Raw genomic sequence first — 23004 nt, 5'->3', positions numbered from 1 at the left:
AAACGCCATGCCCATTCGCAAGATGAATTCAGCCGACATTCCTGCCGTACTGCGAATTCAGGGCGAACTCGCATTCCAAGACTGGAACGAGCGTCAATACGAGATTGAAATCAAGGCTCCCTACACCTACGCCGTCGTCTACGAAAACGATGGCGATATCACCGGGTATGCGGTATTCCATCTACTGGGCGCTGATTCGGAATTGCTCTCCATCGCAGTCCGCGACTCGGCTCAACATAACGGAATCGGTGGAAAACTTTTGCAGGCAGGGCTTTCGCAACTTGACCTTGAAAAAACGGACTGTTGCTTTCTGGAGGTCCGCGAGACCAACCTCAAAGCCCGCCGCTTTTACGAAAAACACGGATTTACTTTGTTCGGAATACGCAAGAAATACTACGCCGACGGTGAAAACGCGGCCCTCTACCGCACCGAAAAAAGAAGCGACATAGATCCATCGCGAAAAGGAGTTTAAATTGTCCAAGCTACCCACCAAGAAGCAAATCAAGAAGAAACAGATCATTCTTAGTGCGCTTGTCCTTACCGCCATTTTTTCCGTCATCACCTTCTACATCGTAATGACGCAGAGCGGGCATTGGCTTGTCGATGACGACGATTTCGACCACGTAAACTGGGTTGTCGTTTTGGACGGACAGACCGCCGATATGGAACGCACCGACTATGCAGCCGAATTGATGGCTAGCGGGAAAGCGGACTCCGTACTGATTCTCGGCCGACGTACTTTCCGCAACAAGACCAACGCCGAATTCTACCTAGACGATTTCATGAAGCTAGGGGATTTCGACAGTAATGCGGTCTTTATCGCAAGGCATGATGATCCGTCCACCATCGGCGAAGCATACACCATTATTCCCTGGCTCAAGAAACACAAGGCGGACACCGTGCTTCTCTTGACTAGCGCCGCCTCGACCCACCGGGTCAAGAACATTTTCAGGACTCTTTCCGGAGACAGTCCCGTCTACTTCACCAAAGACCTTCACCACTTTATCTACAATGCCGATTCCTGGTATACAAGCCGCGAATCCCGCAAGGAATGGCTGCGAGGCTGGGCCGCTCTGCTTGTCTCGTACTACGATCTTTTGCCCGCAGGGAACCTTACTGCAACAGACTCCTTCTACTACAAGCCGATCATTTCCGCAAAGGAATTCGAATCCGAAAGCAACCCCGTCATCGACTTGCAATCGCTCCTTCCCAAGGTGCAGGAAAAGCTGAAGGAAACCTCTGCGGATACCGCAAAGGCGGACACGACCGTCAAGGATACCGTCGTCAAGAAAGACTCGACGACAAAGGACTCAACAACAAAGTAAGGCAAGGACTGCTGTCAGCGGGGCATTCCAGTTGATAGCCGTTTCGTTGCTCGCAAAAGAGCAACGTTCGTCGGTATACGAAAATCCCGCAAGTTCTCCCGGGTAATGCGGGGCGCGGTGCATATCCTGACGGTCACAGTTAATTCCCCCCACTAAAAGTCCGGGAATCGGTTCTGTCACGCCATCCGAATGGCTCAGGCGATGATGCGGATACTTCGGAGAACTCCAGGCCGAGCCCGTCACGAAGCTTACATCTACAGGATTGCGACCGTAGATAAAGTTCAACAGTTCGCGACACCAGAAATCAAGAGACAAACCCTTTCCACGGGCTTCGCGCTCGCCGCCGCCAACATTTTTGCCACAATCGCCGCCGCAAGCGTCATCAAGACAGCCGTCTTTTTTCCAGCGTTTCACGACAGCAAGGGTGAGGGCGTGGTTTGCAATTTCGCCGTTACTGCCCCAAATAAACTTGGAAAGGGAAATGCCGTACGCATCGTGCTTTTGCGCCTCGACAATATCTTCAGCGGTCTTTTCGAGAGCGCTCCTTGCGCTATTCCGCAATTCCACATCCTGGTCCTGCAGGGCAAGCCCCATCCAGCCGAGGTTCTGCGTATCGCGCCAATCCGCACCGAACTTCGGCGGCAACTTTTCCATATCTTCTAGAATCTGCGGGCGGAGTTCCGCAGCAGTCATCCCAGCGAATGCACCGCCGCGTGTCTGCAGTTCGCGGTACAGCATCGCGCGCGCCCAGAAAAATTCATCTTCGGCGTGTTCGTCGCCGTACCCGCCGCTGCCTTCGGTATTGTGCGGCCAATCCACAAACGGGCGCGCGACCGCCCAGCGGTACGCCGAAACCGCGGACTGCAGGCAGCGTTCAGCGAACGCTGCATCGCTTCCGCGATACACGCGGTGAGCCGCCGCCAATACACCCGCAAAATTCAGCGTCGAAGTCGTCGACTTCCCCAGAATCATGCGTTTCTGCAGCAAGTCAGAATCTTTCGGCGAAACAAAGCCGTCCCAATGTTCCGGCGTCACCTTAAAGAATACGCCCCCGTCCTCATCTTGCATCCGCAAGAAGAATTCCAGTTCAAACCTCACCTCGTCCTTCAGGCCATGCTGTTTGAGGCCATCCCCCGATTCCACCCCTCCGCCAAGAATCGCCTCACGGAGCTGATTTTGGCACGGAACCGGTTCTCCACAAAGGCTTTCATCCGCCAGTTCGCAAGCGAACAGAAGTGTCGCCACAGACACCCCTCCGTTCACGATGTACTTGCCATAGTCCCCCGCATCGTACCAGCCGCCATGGGCGTTCCACACGCCCTTTCTCTGCATACTTGGGTGAAATTCAATCGCATCGTCGCGATGCGCCGCAGGACGCATCCACTTCCCCGCAAATTCGGGCAAAAGATCCACCCCGCTCCGCTGGAAATAAAACGACTTGATATTCGCAAGCAACTGACGATAAATCCAGCCGTCCGAAATTACGAACGGGGCAGTTTCAAACAACAGCATCTCCTTCTCTATGCGGTTTTTCTGCCAAATCTGGATTGTATAGTCGCCGAGCTCCCTGACCACCGAAAAATCACCCGACCAGAGCAATTCCCCTGTGTACTCGCAAAGTCCCCCGTGTTCAAAGGTACCGTCCCTAAAACGGCCCTCGTACACCTGCACACCATCCACACCGCGACCGACTTTCACGATTCTAAAGAAATAGTCGTCTACAGCAAGTCCGTCACACGGCAAGTCTTTCGTATTCACAAAGAAAATCTTGGCACATTGGGGGGCATATCCCACATGGTTATAGCGGACAGGTATTTTCATAGCGCAAGAATAGCTTTTCAAAACGAATCCCACTACCCCTTTCGCCACTTATTCGTTTACCGCCGCAACCGCCTTCCGTACAAGCGCAATTTCGGCCGCATACCCAGGCAATTCATTGGGCGTTTCCAGGTAGAAAGGCAGCCCTTTCAATAAAGGATGTTTCACCACTCGCAACAAGGCTTCCTGTCCAATAAAACCACCCCCAAGGACCTCATGACGATCCTTATGGCTTCCCATGGGGTTCTTCGAATCATTCAGGTGAATCGCCTTCAGGCGCTTCAGTCCAATCACCTTGTCAAACTTTTCCAGGACGCCATCCAAGTCATTCACGATATCATAGCCACCGTCAAACACGTGGCAAGTATCCAAGCAAACGCCCAGTTTGTCAGAAAGTTCCACACGGTCTAAAATCGCGCGCAATTCCTCGAAAGTTCTTCCGACCTCAGAGCCCTTGCCAGCCATCGTTTCCAGCAACACGGTCGTTTTCTGTGCAGGATTCAGTATTTCATTCAATGCCTTTGCAATCAGCTCTATGCCGACTTCGGCACCCTGCTTCACATGGCTTCCCGGATGAAAATTGTACATCGCTCCCGGGAAATGATCCATACGGAACAGGTCATCCTTCATTACGTCAATGGCATATTGCCTAAGGCCTTCATCGGCGGCACAGGCATTCAGCGTATACGGAGCGTGCGCCAAAATCGGGCCAAAACAGTGTTCCGCCAGCAACGCGACAAGCTTTGCCGCATCCGCCTTGTCAAAGGGCTTTGCGGCACCGCCGCGCGGGTTTCGCGTAAAGAACTGAAAAACATTCGCACCAATCGACAAAGCCGTTTCGCCCATCGCGAAAAAACCGGCGGAAGATGACAAATGACAACCGATATACATCACGGTCCTCTAGAATTCATAGTTCAAAGCAGCAATCATGTAGAAATCCTTGTATTGATCGGCCCGGTTATCCGGTCTGTAATTAAAGATTGCGCCGACAGTCCAATCCGAATACAACGACGACGTATGATACACGCGCAATTTGGCGGAACCATCTACATCCAATTCCATTTCGTCATAATCCTCTTCCTCGATTTCATAGCTCAGGAAATTCTGACGGAGCCCCGCACCGAGCGAAAGTTCCAGGAAATTCCTGGACAAGTCGATATCCATATTGTCCGACAGGGTCCATTCAAATTCGCGCATCTCGTTGCGGTTATAAATCTTGTATCGCGGCATCACGGCAAACATATTCCTGAAGCCGTCACTTGAAATGGTCAAGGAAACTGGATAACGTTGTTCAAAGTAATCTCCACCGTGGAAATAGTATCCCAATATTCCGTAAGTTTCATCATTGAAATCAAACTGGTCCAACAGGTCATCCTGTTCAAACTTGGACATGTCCGAACGAACTTCCACAGCACCGCCCACCTTCAAGACACTCTTCTGGGGCAGCTTAAAAGTCAATCCCAGTTCAAGCGTATGCTTCATCAACCGCTCCACAAACTGGGTCGCAAGGTAATCTTCGTCAGCCACGCTATAATACTTCGCCCAGCGAGCCGAGTCAATTAGTAACGTGTCATCTTCGGTATAAACCTTCAAAGTCGGGCATCCTCTTTGCGCCCTGAACCAAGGATCATTATAGATTCCGGAATTGGCTGAATAATTGGCATACAAACGCTGCGGCGTACTGCGAGTCCTATAATTTATGGAATACTTCAGCATCAGGTTAAGCTTGTCCGTCAAGCCGAAATCGTTGTTCAAGTAAGCATCGTGAATATACTGAGCACGTGTTTCATCCTGCTCATGTTCCTCGAGCCAGTCACTTTCCGCTCCCGAGAACATTCCCCACTTGGAACCTTCCGCCATGCCGAATATGTTGTAGCCGGAACCATCGTCGGCAGCGTTTTCCACATTCACCGTATAGCCAAAACCCAGGTTCCAGAAATCGTAGATTTTCCGCTTTAGGTTACCGCCAATCATACGCGTATTCTGCAACAGGTCCGGAGATCCGGCACTAAAGTATTCGCTCCCCACGTAACGTAAGTAACCTTCTATAAAAGTGTTGTCGTCGGACCACTGGTAAGACCCCGCCACTGCCCAATGTTCATGTCCCCAGAAATCTCCTTTCGAAGGCTTGGCCTGGTCCACGACCGTTTCTTTTGCAATCTTAGACACCTTTTCCAACAGGCTCCGCAATTCTGCGCGCATTTCCGAAGGAGTCTTCAGTGAATTGTCCCCATAAATCGATTCCAGCTGCTTAGCCGTCAACGCACTGACCTGACGCGGGTCCTTCATCAAACGGTTCAGCAAGGCATAATTAGAGGCATCCAGCCCCGCATCGGCAAACACCTGGTTAATCGCCCTCATCGTCTCGACATTCACCGTATCGACGCCACCGACGGCCACCTGGCCATTCAGCTTGATATCTCCCGGGAAAAAGAGCCAGTTTCCATCGGCAAAGAAAGTCTTCGACGAAATTCTCGGGCTCGCCATATTGACTTTTTCCGACATGCCGTCCCTCAAGAACGGATCTTCCACGTAATCCTCGTTTCCGATAAAGCCAAGCGTTCCATTGAATCGACGATGCATGTTCCAGCGAACCTTTCCACCCACAATCATCCGTTGCGGCTCCGCTTCGCCGTCTTCCACATAATCCTTGTATACGTCATAGTTGCGTTCCCCTATAATCTTGGGAGCCTTGGTCTCGCCCACAAAGACGGAACCTTCGAACAGCGGATCCTTCACAGAATTTTGCAGAAACTTCAAGTCATACGAGCCACCGAAAGCGTTCACTCCGGCTAGGTAAAGTTCTCCCGCATGCGCATAGACATCACCCAAAACCAGTCGCTGGTTTTCATCGGTATACGACGCCTGGAAACGGTGCACCTTGAAATGATCCCAGCTGTCGTTAGAAACGTCGGCGACCACCTCAACCACCTGCCCAGTCGGAGATTGCATCAAGACATCCGCATTCCAGTTCGTAAACAGTCCCGGAACCTGGAAATAGTTGATGTAACGATCCCCCGTATAAACCGTATCGGTTCCGGACACATAAGGTTCACTCTCATAGTGTTTCCGGGTCAGCACCTTGTGATAACCGACTTCGACACCGACACTTCCCGAAACATTCCATACAGAATCGACCGATTCCACCTCGAGATTCGCGCCGATTTTCAACCCGTTCGCGTAGGGATTGCGCGGTTCATCGCCAATGCCGTTTTGCAAATATTCCACATCGTGAATCATATCCTTATGGTTACTCTTCATGGACTTCTTCACGTCTTCGGGAGGCAGGTCCTGCGATGCATAGCCAATCTGGTTTCCTTCCAAGACCGTATTGCGCAATTTCAGATAACTGTTCCCTATATCAAGAATGGCCGCTTCGTTCGATTCCAAATAGGAACGTTGCAAGCTCACCTTGGATTCATCCCCCACCACAAGGGCGATATGGTTATTGTCAAAGTTCGTCCCGTCAATCATCACCGAAGCACTCTGAGTCGCCCATACACCGACATTCCCTGAATTCAGGATTGTCGCCCACTGAATATCGACCGACGCATTGCGGACATAAAGGGCCGCCCGTGAGGCATTATTAATTTCGGCATCACGAAGTTCCAGGGCGCCGCTTTCGACTGAAAAACCGAACTCGGCATCCTTGACAACAACACCCTGCACCTCGGAGCGTTTCGCCCCCGTCACCGAGATTCCGTTCCAGGAGCCCCCTTCCGTTGCCGCGGCAAATACAACCGGATTTCCCAGTTCACCCATCACTGCAAGCGATCCACCACGAACATCAAGGCCCGTTCCCTCCGCAAAATACAGTTCTACGCCAGCCTCAATCAAAAGAACGCGACCTTCGGGAACAACGAGAGTTTCATTCACCCTGTATGGCGAACTATCCGCTTTCAAAAAGCCGGAAAGATTTCCCCCAATGACATTCCCCGAGGCTTCCTCCGTATCAACGGCAAAAGCACCCCCATGGAGTGCCACTATCAAAAACACCATCAAGGCCAAATACTTCCATTTCATCAACGAACCTCGTACACCTTCGTAGCCTTCGCCTTGAACCCGCTCTTGTGGGTCACCTCCACTTCAATACGGTTTACACCGCCTCTCGACAACTCAAGTGGAATCTGGTAATCCAGGCTATGGATCTGCGCCAGGAGTTCCTGCCGAATAACCTTTCCGTTCTGCTTGACGACAACCTTGTACAGGTTTTCGGGATTGTTATCCGGAATACGTATCCTGAACTGCAAGCTTTGCGAAATCCGGTCCGTCACATCCTTGGGCGGAGGTGGAACCTTCAGCACTTCCCTGGAGCCACCCTGAATGTCCACGTTAAAGCGTTTGACCGGATAACAGCCCATCGTCTTTGCCACAGTCACCTTATTGCCGGCCTGGTCCTCGACATTGACTGTATACTCGTGTTTTCCCGATTTTAGCTTTACGCGTTTCTGAGTATTCTTGGTCACCGCATCTTCGGACAGCGGAGCCCCGTCTGCCGCCACAACCATGATACCCGCATCGTTCTGCATTTCATTAATCGCAATATTCGCGGAACAGCGCAAGGAATCGTAGGATTCTACCACTACGGTCGGAGCCTTGATATTCACTTCGGGGCAAGCCTTGTTCACCTTCAAGTCAATGGACTTACTCGTTGTCAAACCCGCCCCCGTAAATGTCAGAGTAGCCTTGTTCGCTGTCCACAGTCCGTTTTCGTCATTCACCACGACCTGCTGCGAAAAGGGATGGGGATTGCCGTCGGCGGAGCGAATCAGGTTGTTCGAGACAAAGCCCTTCCCCACCTGCAAAATCAACGAAGCGTTTTCATCGGAAGTTCTGTAAGAACCTTCCAGCACCAGGCCCTGTTCGCAGACGTTCACCGGCGAAGCCGACGTCACTGCAAAGCCGTTTTCGGGCAGCGCCAGGGAAATAGCCTCTTCCCTCAACTGTTCCTGGAATGCCGAATCAGCCTGTTGCACCTCGCGCACCAGATCTCCCATCGACTTGGACTTGTTCAAAAGGATTTTTTCGAGGCGTTCGGCAAAGCGCTTCTCGCCCGATGACGCCAGCTTCAGGACCACGAGCGAATCGCGACCGAAGGTCGTCTCGCCAGCCTCGATCGCCACCATCCTGTTGCTACCGTCGGGTACAATTTCCAGCTTACCCGTCTTAAGTCCCGCAAAGAACGTTCCCTCGCCACCGACAAAACCTTCAGTTCCGCGAATCGATGCCGTTGCCGTTCCCGTCTTGAACTTGAAATTCGACTTTTTGTTTTTCTGCTTGCGGACTGCAAAATTGATAAAGCCCTTGTGAACATCGATCTTCGTTTCGAAACCGCCTTCGTCATTCGGTTCCAAAAGTTGGGACAATTCTATTTCCGTATTTTCAGCAATCGTAATAGAGCTTCCGTCGGGCAATGCAAAAACAACTTCGGATTCTACACCCGTACGCACCAGGTCGGACTGATAGACCTTCGCACCCGTCCAAAGTTGCTCCCAATTATTCAACTTTACCTTCCAGCGGTCGACAATCCCCAATGTAGAACGAACCTTGCCCGCAGCCGGTGCAGAAAACGACAGTGCAGGCAAAACAGCCAGTGCAACTGCCACACGGAAAAAGAACTTAGCAGAACAAAACATAGACACCTTCATGATATAATAAAAATACCCTTTTTTTTCAAAAAGGGTAAAAGTTTTTTTTAAGGGTGATAAAAAACAACCCTAACCGCCGGCCAGTTTTACCGTATAGCCCCTTTTTTCTAGTTCGGCTTTCAAAACGTTCCGTTTATCGCCCTGGATTTCTATCGCAAAATCCTTGACCGACCCGCCGACACCGCATTTTTGCTTCAATTCACGGCCCAGTTCCTTCAATTCCGGTTCATCGAGCGGAACCCCGACCACGACACTGGCCATCTTGCCCCCGCCGAGTCTCTTGAGCTGAATCCGCACCACGCCGTCACCCTTAGGGCGTTCGGCCTTGGGCTTCTCCTGCTTGACACGGCCGCCCAGGGCAGTCGAATAAACCAGCGTTGAACGTTCTTCTATAGACATATCCACTCCTGTAAAAGGCCCTCGCTCTAAGGGGCGGGGGCCAAAGATTCCTACTTCGTCTTCGGACGCTTGTAGCCGAACGGTTTCAAGAGTTCGTCGTCAGACTTGATCTTGTCGCCCTTGCGCTTGGCATTGGGCTTGTCGTGCAGCACAGCTTCGTCCAGGATTGTGCAACGCAGAGTCGAACGGATTGTCGCTTCCACCTTGTACAGATAGGCGCCCGTCGCATAAAGCTTGCCGTTATCCGCCTTGACAAAGCCATCCTTGTCCGGTTTCATTTCGAAGAACATCTTCAACTTGCCGGCATCGTTAGTGTACTCAGGATCGTTCATTTCCTGACCGAAACTGAAGTAGTCCACGAAGTTTCCGAGCGAGGTATAAACCCAGATATTCACCTGCATCTTGGTCTTGTACATATTGAACTTGCTCAAGTCGCTCGGTACGCTGGTTCCGTCTTCGCAGAACTTTTCCACGTATTCTTCAACCGTGTACTCCTTATACTCGCGCTTGAGTTCGTCACTCAACTTCGACGTATCGATACCGATACCGATATTCGAAATCTTGCCGTTCGGGAGCACAAGGTCGTCAAGTGTCGCAAGACCGCCCAGGCCCGTGTTGCCCTCGCCGTCCTTAATGGTCGGGAGCTTCACATCAAGAGCAAGGGTCGGACCGAGGTGCTTCTTTTCCTTGCCCGGATAGAGTTCCTCACCACTACCCTTCTTGGTTTTGAAGGAGCCACCCTTCAGGGTTTCGACTTCCTTGCCACTCGTCGGATTAAGGATACTAACCGCGAAGGTTTCTCCTTCTTCAGGCGGATTTTCTTCGTAGTATTCCTTCACCTCGTCCGGGTTCATTTCTGTCACCGGCGTCACGACGGCAATCTCCACATCCTTGCTATCCTTCATGATCACAAGCACCGTATCCGCAGCCTCGTTACCGGCCTTGTCGCGATAGAAGCGTTTGATATAGTTCGGACCCTTGTCAAGTCCCTGCACCGTCAAGGTATCCTGGATTTCGCCATTGACCGTCCAGACCACTTCCACATAGTTGGAACGAATCACCTGACCCTTGAGCGGTTTCAAGATTTCAACAGTCGGCCCCTTCTGGTCAAGCACAATGAACAGGGACTGCGTTGCGGAATTGCCATACTTGTTCGTGTAGGTATAGGCCACAGCGTAACCCGTATCGCCATCGGCATTCTGCACCATCTTACCCTTTTCGTCGACAGAGTAAGAAACCGTTGTGGAATTTCCAAGAGGATCCTTCACGCTGTATGTAATCAGGAACATGCCTTCGGTCACGCTAGACTTGTTGCTAGAGCTAGAAGAGGTTGCATCGCCCTTCGAAGACGAGCTGGATGCGACCTTGGAGGCGCCACTTTCCATAAGCGTTCCGTTAGAATCCTTCACCAGCACTTCGCCCGTCGCAGCATTAACCACGAAAGAGATCGTCACCGTCTTGCCGTCAATCACGACATTGTATGAAACGGTCATTACTTCAATAGAATCAACCTTGCCTTTGTCATTCAAGACAGGAACCAGCACCGGGTTACCATCGTTATCGGTCATATAAGAAACCGTCACGGTATCCTTGCCAAAGACTTCCCTGTAGGAGTATTTGACTTCGTTGCCGTTTACCGGAGTGCGGGTCACGCCGCCCTTCGGATTTTCGTTCAAGACAAAGCGATTTTCGTTGACAATCTTATTGACCGCGTCAAGCGTCTTCTGCGGAACATTCACCGTTTGCAGGTTCAACTTCACCACGAAAGACGTATCCTTCTTGTTCGCAGGATCCTTCACCGTCACGCGTACATCCTTCTTACGCTCGTTCACATACAGGTTGGTATCGCCCTTGTCCGTGTCTTCGACAATCGTATAGAAGTTGTTCGCCAGGTTAGCCTCCTGGTCACCCGAAATGGTCACGATCGGAGTCGCGTTACTATAGAAGATAAACAGGGAATCGACACCATAGGAATCCGTCGTCGGATCCTTATAGCGAATGACGATTACCGAATCCTTGGTAATGTGGACATCCATGCAGGTATCCTTCAAGTCACGGTCAGAACGTCCCTGCACCCAGCAGATTTCGCGCCCCGGACTATTCGTGAACACCGTATCCGGATCATGCCAAACCTTCGTCGAATCGTCGTACAAGGTAATTTTCACTTCGGTCTTTTCGATTTTGTTATTCACATAGATCGGCACGATTGCCGTATCGGCATACTCACCGTCGTACACACGAACAACAAGTTCGTACTTGTTCTTGGTTTCGTAATCCAAGGTATCCTTCAGAGTAACGATACCTGTAATGGAATCGATCTTGAACGTAGCAGTGTCGCCACCGATAGCCGTGAAGATGAGCTTGTTATACTTAGGATCCTTGTCAGGATCGGTCGCCTTGACCGTATCCACCACGGAGCCCTTCTTGGCATCTTCATCCACAGAGAACGTTTCCTTTATGATGGTCGGAGGTTCGTTCACGTCGTGGACATTCACCGTAATAATCTTCTTGACCGTATTGGGGCCACCGGAAATCAGGCTACGATCCGTGACATCCACCATGTCAGTAATAGCCACTTCGATTTTTAAGGTCGGGTTCTTTTCATGGTCAAGAGCGGCGCATTTATCCTTCTTCACTGTTACAATACCGGTATTCTTATCAATAGCGAAGCAGCCACTCGAATCGTTAGAAATTTCGAAGTGCATTGTGGTATCGAAGCGGTCCCAATCAAACCACTTGATGGTATCGACAACAGTACCCATCGGAGAGTTTTCAGCGACACCGATAGTATCGGTCCTAAACTCAGGAGGTTCATTCAAGTCGAGAACCTTGACCGGTATTCTAATGTTGTTATAAACGGTCTTGAGTGTGGTATCACCGTAGGTCAATTCAACCCAATAGACGGAATCCACTCCGCAAACATAGCTACCATTTTCGCAGTCAATAGAATCAAGGGCGACAAGCATGACTCTCATCAAGTCCGTCGAATCCTTTCTCAGTTCAAAGCGATCGAAATCGCCTCCTGTAATCTTGAACTGGTTATCATACAAGGCCGGATTCCTGGACAGGGAGTCGATGTCGCTCGGGTGTTCCACATGGCCAATAGAGTCGCCAGGATGGTTGCCTTCGACAACGACGCAGGGTTCCGCAGTATAGAGCGGCTTTTCGTTCACGTCAATAATCCGAATGACACGAATTAAAGTATCCTTCAGACCATTCGGATCGGTAACGAGAATACCCACCTTATATTCCGGATCAGGATCTTCACGAGAAGTTGCCTTCCTGAGTTCTTCGTAATCAAGCAATTTTTCGTCCTTGACCGTAGCCTTAATCGTCTGCGTAGTAGGATCGTAGCTGATATCAAAGAGATCCGGACCCTTCACTGTAGAAGAGCTTATGCTTGACCCAAAATCGATCCACTCGACCTTGGCCCCCATAGCATGACCGGTATCCGGGTCGACTACATGATATTGGAATATGACCATATCCGTCTTAGAAAGCAGACTATCTTTGGTATTTTCCTTGATTCCAATAGTAAGAATAGAATCTGTCGAAACACCACGGTCTGTGGTATCGCAGTAGGCAACACAAAGCGGATCGGAATCGTCGTCACCATCCGGAATCGGACCATCAACGATAATGGTCGGCTTTTCGTTGACATCCTGGATATCGACCGTCACCTTGGCGGTGTCATACAAACAGGCTACATCATACTTACCCGAAGTCTTGTTCAATTCGCAGTTTGCAATCAAGACATCGAAGATGTAGAAATGAACAGGCAGTTCATAATCCATCATGGACGGATCATTCACTATGACCCTATTGGAATCCATCGCGAATACGAAGGTTTCGTCCTTACCGATAATGGAGTATTCCAGGTGGCCAAATTCCTTGATATGCTTGATATCCGGCTCAACAACCATCAGTTCACCCACGACTGCACTATCCGGCAGATTTTCTTCCGGCTTAAAGTCAGCGTCTTCAGCCTTCGGAGCTTCGTTCACGTCGACAACCTTGATGACACGGAGGAGCGAATCATACATTCCATCCGAATCTTCGGGATCGTACACGTAAATCGTCACATTATGAGTTTCATTGATTTTTTCGTAGTCGAGCTTCGCGCTGTCAATCACAGAAACTACAACGTTCCAATTACCATTTATATCCTTCACCATTTTGGCTTCGAAGAGGGTGTCCGCACCAGAACCATTTGTATTCCTAATTTCAGCGGTCAAAGCCGTGGTATGGCCAACGCCATAGTCTTCGTCGCGAACAGCATAGCTGATAATTTTATGACCTGTCTGCGAATGTTCTTTCACAGCAACAGTCAAAGTCTTTGCAGGGTCGTCACCACGGGGATTATCGCAGTTGTCAGTGCAAATTTCATGTTCGTCACAAGTTTCTCCCACGCACACTTCGCACTTGTCTCCCTTACAGATTTCGACGCAATTACCACCTTCGCATACGGGAATAATCTTAGGCGGTTCTGGGACATCCTGCAGTTTAACAGTTACGGTCTGCTTTACTGGTTCAGTGCACTTCGGCGGATTAATCTTTTCATACTTGCCCGCACTATTCTTTGCTCGCTCGCAGTTATTGACAATGACATCGAACGTGTACACCTTGGAATCTTTCTCATAGTCAAGCTTTTTCGTCAGAACCAGCAGGGAGTCCTTCATTTCGAACGGATAGTTATCGGGATTATCGAGAGAGAATTCGCGATAACCGAATTCATCCAAATGCTTCACATCCGGATCATACGTATGGACATAACCCACAGGACCGCCTGCTACGAGGTCTTCCTTCGGGTAGAAGGTAAAATCATCCTTGGTACCCTTATAATCGCCGTTCAAATCTTCAACGCCAGTAATCGTCGGAGCTTCGTTCACGTCAACAACCTTGATGACACGGAGGAGAGAACCATGCACGCCGTCCGCATCCTCAGGATCACGCACGTTAATCGTCACATCGTGCGTATAGAAGTCTAACGTCTCGTAATCAAGTTTCGAGCTATCAGCGACATAGACAACTACGTTCCAATTACCGTCGGCATCCTTTTCCATTTTGGCTCCGAAAAGGTCTTCAGCACCGGTGTTAACGGTCGTATTCTTGATTTCGGCCGTCAACGCCATGGAATGTCCAACATCAAAGTCCTCATCGCGAACCAGATACCTCATGATCTCGTAATTCTGCCGAGAATTTTCATTCACAGAAACAGTCAGGACATCGACCGGATCATTCGGTTTGTCGCAATTTTCAACGCATTCCTCGTGACAGCTTTCATCCTTGCACTCGACGCACTTGTCGCCCTGGCATATTGTGGGACACTCATCGCCTTCGCATATAGGAATAATGATAGGCGGTTCGCCCTCATCGGTCAGTTCAACAGTAACATGGGAAACCACGTCCTCTAAGCAATTTGCCGTATAGTCCTTCTTGACTGCATCGTATTCGCAGTTTCTAACGAGCACATCAAATTCGAACTTATGGCCCGGAACCGTTTCATAATCCAACTTCGTAGAATTCTTAACGGTGATATTTCCTTTCGTCGGATCCACAATTTTGAAGGCTGCATTGGCAACAGAATTTGTCGGGTCAATAAAGTATTCCAAGTGTTCAAAACCATGTTGATTCAAGGAATCCGGATCCTTGCCAACAACTTCACCCACGAATTTATCGTTACCCAGGTTTTCAGGAATAGTAAACGTCGGGTCAGCAACAGTAGGCGGTTCGTTCACATCGACAACCTTGATGACACGGAGGAGAGAACCATGCACGCCTTCCGCATCATCAGGATCACGCACGTTAATCGTCACATCGTGCGTATAGAAGTCTAACGTCTCGTAATCAAGTTTCGAGCTATCAGCGACATAGACAACTACGTTCCAATTACCGTCGGCATCCTTTTCCATTTTGGCTCCGAAAAGGTCTTCAGCACCGGTGTTAACGGTCGTATTCTTGATTTCGGCCGTCAACGCCATGGAATGTCCAACATCAAAGTCCTCATCGCGAACCAGATACCTCATGATCTCGTAATTCTGCCGAGAATTTTCATTCACAGAAACAGTCAGGACATCGACCGGATCATTCGGTTTGTCGCAATTTTCAACGCATTCCTCGTGACAGCTTTCATCCTTGCACTCGACGCACTTGTCGCCCTGGCATATTGTGGGACACTCATCGCCTTCGCATATAGGAATAATGATAGGCGGTTCGCCCTCATCGGTCAGTTCAACAGTAACATGGGAAACCACGTCCTCTAAGCAATTTGCCGTATAGTCCTTCTTGACTGCATCGTATTCGCAGTTTCTAACGAGCACATCAAATTCGAACTTATGGCCCGGAACCGTTTCATAATCCAACTTCGTAGAATTCTTAACGGCGATATTTCCTTTCGTCGGATCCACAATTTTGAAGGCAGCATTGGCAACCGTATTGGTCGGGTCAATAAAGTATTCCAAGTGTTCGAAACCATGTTGATTCAAGGAATCCGGATCCTTACCAACAACTTCGCCCACGAAATTATCGTTACCCAGGTTTTCAGGAATAGTAAACGTCGTGTCTGCAACAGTAGGCGGATCGTTCACGTCGACCATACGAATCGTTACGACAACCGTCGTATCCTTGGCGTCATCGGGATCAGCTGTCGTATGCCCATCATCGGTCACCTTAACCTTGATATAAAGCAAGCTGTCCGTCGATTCATAGTCAAGCTTGGCGCCTTCCTTGACAAAGATTTTTCCCGTAGCCGGTTCAATGTCGTACAATTCAGCGACATGCTCATAGTATTCCGCAGTACGAGTATCAGCAGTAAGGTCGAACGAATAGGTCAATACATCATTTTCCACATCCGTTGCACCGATATCACCCTCGGCATAGGAGGTCAACATAGTGGTTGTCACGCTGTTTTCTTTAATCGTGAATTCAGCACTTTCAGCCTTCGGCTTGTCATTCACCGGAGCAACAGTTACCGAAGCCTTATAAGCATCATCAGATTCATTTCCCATAGCATCTACAACTCTGAATTCAAAATCATAGCGATGGTAGTCGGCTTGAGTATCTACGGTATAGTCATCCTCAACAAACTTATAGACGAACTTGCCTGCATCAATATCAGTAGAAGCAATTTTTTGATTCTTTACAACAGCAACGGTATCGCCATCGGTATTTACATAAGAAAGCGTACCCTTACTCGGGAAAGTTGCAATAACTACAGAATAATCTGTTAACGCATCACCGTCAGAATTAATGACATTAAACGCATTGAAAACGTAGGGGATGTCTTCCGTTCCGGAAACAGTAATGTTTTCACCGAAAGGCTTGCCATCGTTATCCTGAACAAACAATTCTATATATCCATCTCTGGCCCCGGATTCTAGGGTGGCACCTTGTAAATTAACAATTCTAATATTGAAACTTTCTAAAGCATCTTCAATTATATTATCATTAAACACCTTCAATACAATTCCCGATCCTACCAATTCCAACGATCCAGGTTCAAATGAAGCTTTTTCTGTACTTGTACAAGCTCCATTTTCATACAAAGGCAAAGATCCAATAAAGTCCTCTTTACTAGCATAAGGCTTACCATCACCCTTTTCAGAATCAGGAGTTCCTTTAAATTCAAAACAATATTCAAAGCTAATCGGGGTTGCAGCAACTTTATCCAAGGTAATATTTATTTTATCACTGGCATTATCACGTTCAACAATATAGGCAGCTTCACCTGTTGCAGTAGGTTCCAGTTTCAAAATAGGAGGATCAAAAGGAACATACCTAAAGCCCCTTCCATTAAAGTCCTGCGGAATAATAAGTTTTTCAGAAATCAGCTGACCAGCAAGGGCTACGTTTGTACCCATCGTCAAGGTACCCCTTGTCACATAAGAACCTTGAATGGTATCGCCTCCATTAAAGGCCCCCCAAGTAATATCATCCTTAGCGTAAAACAACAAATTTCCAGCATAATCAAGATTTTTTACGACGGTAGAATCATCGCCAACATCATTCCACTTACCATCTTTAAATTCAGCTCCTTTTCCAACATAAACAATCTGAAGCTTTCGCGGAGAACCAGAAAAAGATATCGATTCACTCAAGAAAATTCGGACAAGTCGGTTTCCTCCATTATAGGGCATCCTTACAATAATACGACCGCCATTTCTAACCGTAATGCTCTTAAGGTATATATCATATAACTTAGAATCACCTTCTTCCATTTTCGGAACATCAATTGCAACAGTTTTTTGATCGGCAACAATTTCTCCATATACCTTCTGGGGAGTACCATTAACAACAACAATTCGTTCCTGTGTATAATCAACATTTTCATCGTGAAGCAAGGGCACAGACAAATAATCAAAAACCTGCGAGATGGGCTTTTCAGCACTCATTGCACAAGCCTGACCATCACCCATAGCAGTTCCGTCAGCATAAATAATGCCATCTACAACATCATTTCCACCAACAGTACTGGCACCAGTGACGCAATACGTTCCCTTAAAATTATTCGCAGTTCCATTTCCTAGGGTAATAGCACCACGAATTCTAGCAGACCCAGAATTTAATGTATGTCCACCATTTCCGCCAGTAAGATCACCACCAATAAGAAGACGGCCACCAAGTTCAACCTTATCGTCATTCAAAGACAAACTACCCAAGGCAGTTCCCGTAGCACCACTTTCATCAGGAAGGGCAGAACGGCCGCCAATATCAACACCAGTAGTTCCCCATGCTTTAAAAATCATCAGGGAATCCCAATAGTCATTATTTTGTGCAGTTGTTTTCCCCGTATAATACAGAGGATATGTATCCGCAGCAAGAGCAGGGACTGCCATGGCCAGTACAAGGCCGAGTTTTGTCATTATGTTCTTTCCAAACCACATAATAAACTCCTAATCTCAAGAGTGTACAATACACCCCTATAAATTTTTTTGTGTAAAAGATAGAAAACTTTTATTTTAATTACAATAACCTTTTCGCACAAAAAGTTTACAAAGTCTTCTTTTCATTGACTAATTATCCTGATTTTGTAGGAAAAGACATTTTTCCGTGAGATATGCACTAAATTTCGCCTATTCCAAAGTTTTTCTTTCTAAACTTCAGAAACAGCAAAAGGTCGTCCCGCAGGACAACCTTTGCACATATTATGTTGAACAGAACCTTGGGCTACTTGCCGGAGGGGCGCTTGTAACCGAAGGGTTTCAGCAGGTCTTCGGAAGAACGGATGGAATCGCCCTTCTTCTTGGCGTTTGCACCGAAAGTCTTCGTCTTGGAATCGAATTCCTTAGACGGCAAGGTACAACGGAGATGCGACTTGATCGATGCCTCCACCTTGTACAGGTAGGCGCCAGTCCCCATCATCTTGCCATTTTCGGCGCGAACGTAGCCATCCTTGTCCGGTTTCAGTTCAAAGAACATCTGGAGCATGCCGGCATCGTTCGTATAATCGGGATCGTTCATATCCTGTCCGAAGCTGAAGTAATCCACAAAATTCCCGAGAGTCGTGTATACCCAGATCTTGACGCTCAGCTTGGTCTTATACAGATTCACCCGGCTCAAGTCATCTGTCTTTACGTCGTCTTCACAGTATTCCTGGACATATTCCTCTACGGTCATCTTGGTTCCGCCATCGGCATCCACGCCTTCCATCGGGATCAATCCATCGGAACTCAACAGGTCGTCTAGCGTCGCAAGGCCGCCCACGCCACTCACCACGGGAAGTTTAACATCCAGGGCAAGTGTCGGGCCCAAATGGGTCGTTTCACCCGAATACGGTGCCTTACCGCTTCCCGCCGTCGTCTTGAAGTCTCCGCCAATCAGGGTTTCTACTTCTTCGCCCGTGCCCGGGTTCCTGATGCTCACCGCAAAGGTCTGGCCTTCCTTAGGCGGATTTTCCGCATAGAACTTTTCGACCTTATCCTTTGAAATCTCAGTCACCGGCTGTTCGACCGAGATATCAACATCCTTGCTATCCTTCATAATGACGACTACCGAGTCGACAGCTTCGTTACCCGCCTTATCGCGATAGATTCGCTTAATCGAATTCTTTCCCTTTTCAAGGCCCTGGAGCGTCAAGGAATCCTGTTCCAAGCCATCAACCGTCCACACCACCTTCACAAAGTTAGAACGGATGACCTGCCCCTTGACGGGCGTAATAATTTCAACCTTGGGTCCCACCTGGTCCAGCACGATAAACACGGACTGGGTCGCGGAATTGCCGTACTGGTTTTCATAAGCGTAGGAAACCTCGTAGCCGGTGTTCCCTTCGGAATTCTTCACCAAAGAGCCCTTTTCGTCTACAAAGTAGGTCACCACCACGGTATTGCCCGAAGCATCCTTGTATTCGTAAGTCACGGAGTACGATCCGGCCTGCACCTTTTCGCTTTCGGTCGCAGACTCCGTCATCAGTCTGCCCGAGGCATCCTTGACCAGCTTGGCACCGGTCGCCGCGTCCGCCAGATAAGAGACCGTCACGGTCTTTCCGTTGATTACCGTTTCGTAGGACACCGTGATAACCTCGATCGATTCCTCCTTGCCCTTGTCGTTCACGACCTTCTGCCTGACGATTTCGCCGTCATTGTCGGTCATGTAACTTACGGTCACATCGACACCAGCCACCTTTGCCGGATACGACACCTTGATTTCGGTACCGTTTACGGGCGTCAACTTCTTGTTCTTCGCATCTTCGTCAAGGGCGACCGACTCCTTCACCACGGACGCCAGGGTTTCGTAAGTCTTGTTGGGAACAGACAACGTTTCCAGATTCAGCTTGACCGTAAACGAGGTATCCTTATGGCTTGCGGAATCCTTCACCGTCACCAAGATATCGTTCTGGGTACGGTTCACGTAGATATTCGCATCGGCGGAATCCGTCTTCTCGACAATCGTGTAGATATTGGTGGCCTTCTGGTCATCCGGATTCGCAGACACGATCACGACCGGAGCCTCATTGCTGTAATACACGATCAACGAGTCTACGGCACAGCCCTCAAAGCCTTCGATATCGCAGACTTCCTTGCGGATAACATTCTTTCCCGGCTTGAGGATGGTATCGGCACAATCCTGGTTCGTACGGTTCACTTCCCAGCAGACGTTCATGTCCGACTCATTCGTATAAATCGGGTTTTTCGGCTTAACCCAGATAGAATCTTCATTGCTTGCCTCGGTGATTTCAAGCGTAGGCGAAGGAACATCCAGGACCTTCACGTGGATAGTCTTGGTGCTGGAACCGCCGTGCGAATCTTCCACCTTGACCACGATAGAAATCTGCTTGTTCTTTTCGTAGTCGAGATCCTTACATTCCTTGATCGTAATGACGCCCTTTTCAGAAACAACAAAGCAGCCGCTCGGATCCTCGACCAAGGTAAACTTCAGCAAGGAATCAACATCGTCAAAGTCGGCATCGACAGCCTTCAACGTATCGACCACCGTCCCCGGCTTCGTGTTTTCGAGAACGCTCGTCGTATCAGTCAGTATGTAGGGGATTTCATTCACGTTCTTGATATGAATCACGACCGTATCGAGTACCGAAAGTGTAGCGTCGTTGCGGTCCCTCAAAAGGACAATCAACTGATAGGTCGTATCGCGATTGTCATACAATTTCATTTCGTAATCGAAAACCTGATTGGTCCTGATGACGCCACTGGGGTCGATGCTGAAGAAAGTCGTATCACCACCGACGGCAACAAACACATCGTCCCTGAATTTGAGAGCCTTGTCGATATCGTCATATTCGAGGGTATCGACAACCGTTCCCGAAGGCATGTTTTCGTTGATTGTCGGATCCGGAGTCGGATGTATGGCAATCGGCATTTCGTTGACATCAATAATGTGAATGTTCAAAGGAGCCTCTACCGTATGAGAGCCTTCGGCACCATTCTTGTCCTTCAGCACAAGCGTCACCTTGTACACTGAGTCAATCTGCTCATAATCCAGCTTGGCACTATCCCTTACGGTAATGACAGCATAGTAAGTAGAACCTTCCTTGACCAAGTCATACTTGAACAGGCTATCGAGCGGGAACTTTACGCTTCCGTTATCCACCATCGAAAGCACCATCTTGGAAGCATCACTTCCCCGAAGCTTGATTCTCACCACTTCGGTTTCTGTAGGAGAATTTTCCTCGACGCTATAGTCACCCTTGTTGTCGACAAAGTCAATAATCGGAGCGTCAACCAGGGTCAACGTAAAGAAGCCCGAACGCTTGTTACCCGGGAGCACTGCGCCGGTCAACTCCGAGATATGCATCCGGAGCATTTCGTTGCCTTCTTCAAGGTTGTCGTCCGTGACATTCAGGTATACCTCGGTAAGCAATGTCGGTTCCGTATTATTCTTGTCAATTTTAACTTCTGCAGAATCGATTCCGCAGAACGGGGGCAACATTCCCTTGCGAGGATAGTCCCCGATAATCTTGTTGAAATCAGCTTCCGCAATCGAATCGTTCAGTTCAAAGCAATACTTGAAGGACACTCCCGTTTCTGTAGCCTTGTTCAGGTGAACCGGGACCTTCACGTCCTTGTCGTTTTCCAAGAAAAGGCCTGACGCGAGCGCCGTAGGATCAAGTACGGGCGGATTGAACGGAACATACTTGAAGTCTCCGGCTTCAAAATCCGCATCAATCTTGATGACTTTTGCAAGAAGCTGCCCCGCGAACTTGGTGTGCTGCGCGAACTTGATTACTCCGGTCGAAATGTAGGTACCCTGCATTGTTTTCTGACCGGCCCCCAGACTAAGATCTTCATTGACGAAAAAGAGGAGGTTTCCCGCATAGTCCTTATTTTCTAGCGGTTCACCAATTTCAGTCCATTCCGACCCATTCCAGGATCCCTCAGCACCGGAAACCACGACGATGTCATTATTGTCTGTACTTCCCAAGCCATAAATCGAGGTCTTAACGAAAACCTTCGTCAAGCGGCCCTCGGGAGGCATGACAATATATAGCTTCGAATTATTGCTGAACGAAATGGACTCGACAAAATAGCTATAGCTGCTGAAATCGTTTTCATCAGCCGGAGGCGGCACATGAATATATTCCGTCGTCCCGTTTCCGCTAATACCCGTATTCCAGGCATACGCATTGACACCGCCGGTGAGCTCCGGGATATCCACATCCGTATCGACAGCAGGAACAACCGACGTATCGGCACACGAGGTGGTGCTAAGAATCGCCGTATTCGAAACTACAGTCTTTCCCGCTTCAATTCCAGGCATCGTATATTCAGCGTTATACCCCGCATCAAAACAATAAAAGCCCGCAAAAAAGTTCTTGTCCTTACTATTGAACGTCGGTTCAAACTTTTGCAGAAAACGCGTCGGCCCAGTAAGAATGGAATCCGTACCATCCCCGTTGACAAACTTTCCGGCAAACAAGACCGGACCGCCGACAGAATGGTTCAAGTTTCCCTGTAAACGGAAATCGCCCGTAGCGCTCCCGACATAGCCCACTTCATCGGTAATATGGATATTTTGGCCCGCAAAGGTAACGCCCTCTATTCCATCGGCATCTGCAAGACCCTCCGCGAACAGCTTATACTTCATTAGACGGTTCCACACCTTAAGCTGCGCCGTTGTGTCCTGGGTACCAAACGTTAGAGGATAAACATCTATTGAATAGGTTGACTCTGCCGCCCATAAACAACAGGCGGCACAAAGCCCCACAAAAGCTAACCATATATTTTTCACATTCAGCTTCATACAAACCTTCTGTTTTCCCAATCTGGCATATTCCAAATTGGAGCAACAAGTAAATACAACAACCCCCGTGATGCAAGGAATGTGTTCAACATCACGCCCTTAATATATACAAAAAAAATTAC

Annotated in this window: 9 protein-coding genes; 2 read left to right on the top strand and 7 right to left on the bottom strand. The window is 48.9% G+C overall.

What is annotated here, in order from left to right:
- Positions 1–7 precede the first annotated feature (7 nt).
- Both rimI and Q0P86_RS02265 read left to right on the top strand, forming a co-directional pair.
- The gene (rimI, locus tag Q0P86_RS02270; protein ID WP_295037150.1) at positions 8–472 is read left to right on the top strand and encodes a ribosomal protein S18-alanine N-acetyltransferase; all 465 of its coding nucleotides are present in this window, start codon (positions 8–10) and stop codon (positions 470–472) included.
- 1 nt (position 473) lies between these two features.
- Positions 474–1325 carry an ElyC/SanA/YdcF family protein gene (locus Q0P86_RS02265; protein ID WP_295037148.1) on the top strand — a complete coding sequence of 284 codons (852 nt, stop codon included), beginning with the start codon at positions 474–476 and terminating at the stop codon, positions 1323–1325.
- On the opposite strand, the gene Q0P86_RS02260 is transcribed toward Q0P86_RS02265, so the two are convergent.
- The 7 genes from Q0P86_RS02260 to Q0P86_RS02230 form a co-directional block, all read right to left on the bottom strand.
- Positions 1311–3146: a glycoside hydrolase family 9 protein gene (locus Q0P86_RS02260; protein WP_295037146.1), complete on the bottom strand. Its 1836-nt coding sequence runs from the start codon at positions 3144–3146 to the stop codon at positions 1311–1313. The genes Q0P86_RS02265 and Q0P86_RS02260 overlap by 15 nt on opposite strands.
- 48 nt (positions 3147–3194) lie before the next feature.
- Positions 3195–4037, bottom strand: a complete 843-nt coding sequence (locus tag Q0P86_RS02255; RefSeq protein ID WP_366941253.1) for a deoxyribonuclease IV — start codon at positions 4035–4037, stop codon at positions 3195–3197.
- A 6-nt stretch (positions 4038–4043) separates the two neighbouring features.
- Entirely contained in the window at positions 4044–7166 is a 3123-nt protein-coding gene (locus Q0P86_RS02250) for a right-handed parallel beta-helix repeat-containing protein (RefSeq protein ID WP_295037144.1), read from the bottom strand.
- On the bottom strand, positions 7166–8779 hold the full coding sequence (locus Q0P86_RS02245) for a FecR domain-containing protein (protein WP_295037142.1): 1614 nt from the start codon (positions 8777–8779) through the stop codon (positions 7166–7168). Before Q0P86_RS02245 ends, Q0P86_RS02250 begins: the two co-directional genes overlap by 1 nt.
- 81 nt (positions 8780–8860) lie before the next feature.
- Positions 8861–9190, bottom strand: coding sequence for a stress response translation initiation inhibitor YciH (locus Q0P86_RS02240; protein WP_290996412.1), 330 nt, complete (start codon positions 9188–9190; stop codon positions 8861–8863).
- 50 nt (positions 9191–9240) lie between these two features.
- A complete protein-coding gene (locus Q0P86_RS02235) occupies positions 9241–18072 on the bottom strand; it encodes a cadherin repeat domain-containing protein (protein ID WP_295037139.1) in 8832 nt (2943 codons plus the stop codon).
- 283 nt (positions 18073–18355) lie between these two features.
- Positions 18356–22726 (bottom strand): cadherin domain-containing protein, encoded by a 4371-nt coding sequence (locus Q0P86_RS02230; RefSeq protein WP_295037138.1) that lies wholly within the window; start codon positions 22724–22726, stop codon positions 18356–18358.
- Positions 22727–23004: the final 278 nt, after the last annotated feature.

The sequence above is a fragment of the uncultured Fibrobacter sp. genome (assembly GCF_946062555.1).
Classification (GTDB): Bacteria; Fibrobacterota; Fibrobacteria; order Fibrobacterales; family Fibrobacteraceae; genus Fibrobacter.
The sequence above is the reverse complement of the archived record's forward strand: the minus strand, read 5'-3'. Positions and strand labels throughout refer to the sequence as shown.